Annotated in this window: 2 tRNA genes and 1 rRNA gene; all 3 read right to left on the reverse strand. The window is 48.7% G+C overall.

Annotated elements, in window-relative coordinates:
- Positions 1–289 precede the first annotated feature (289 nt).
- Positions 290–365: transfer RNA gene (locus tag HU766_RS25970), tRNA-Ala, on the reverse strand.
- Positions 366–391: 26 nt separating this feature from the next.
- Positions 392–468, reverse strand: a tRNA-Ile gene (locus HU766_RS25975).
- An 86-nt stretch (positions 469–554) separates the two neighbouring features.
- A 16S ribosomal RNA gene (locus HU766_RS25980) occupies positions 555–616 on the reverse strand; the annotation flags it as partial.

Here is a 616-nt window from a genome sequence, read left to right on the forward strand (position 1 = left end):
CTCTGACTGCCAAGGCATCCACCGTATGCGCTTCTTCACTTGACCATATAACCCCAAGCAATCTGGTTATACTGTGAAGACGACATTCGCCGAAAATTCGCATGCTGCTCAGTTAAGAGCACATCACAAATTTTACCTTAGCCTGATCCACTACCAGTGAAAGTAGTGTTCAGTCTATTTCTATCACATATCCGAATTTTTAAAGAACGATCTGACAAAAGTCAGAAATCAACATTCATCACCGAATGTTCATTTCTAAGTTCTGAGCAGTGCTGCGAAACCTGAAGAGTGGTGGAGCCAAGCGGGATCGAACCGCTGACCTCCTGCGTGCAAGGCAGGCGCTCTCCCAGCTGAGCTATGGCCCCGTATTTTGTAGGCCGCACCAAGTAATTGGTAGGTCTGGGCAGATTTGAACTGCCGACCTCACCCTTATCAGGGGTGCGCTCTAACCAACTGAGCTACAGACCTATAACAGGGTCGCGTTACAGCATCGTCTTTATACAAAGAATCAAGCAATTCGTGTGGGAGCTCATCAGCAGGCTGATGTCGTCGATTAAGGAGGTGATCCAGCCGCAGGTTCCCCTACGGCTACCTTGTTACGACTTCACCCCAGTCA

This window comes from Pseudomonas sp. SWRI77, assembly GCF_014269105.1.
Classification (GTDB): Bacteria; Pseudomonadota; Gammaproteobacteria; order Pseudomonadales; family Pseudomonadaceae; genus Aquipseudomonas; species Aquipseudomonas capeferrum.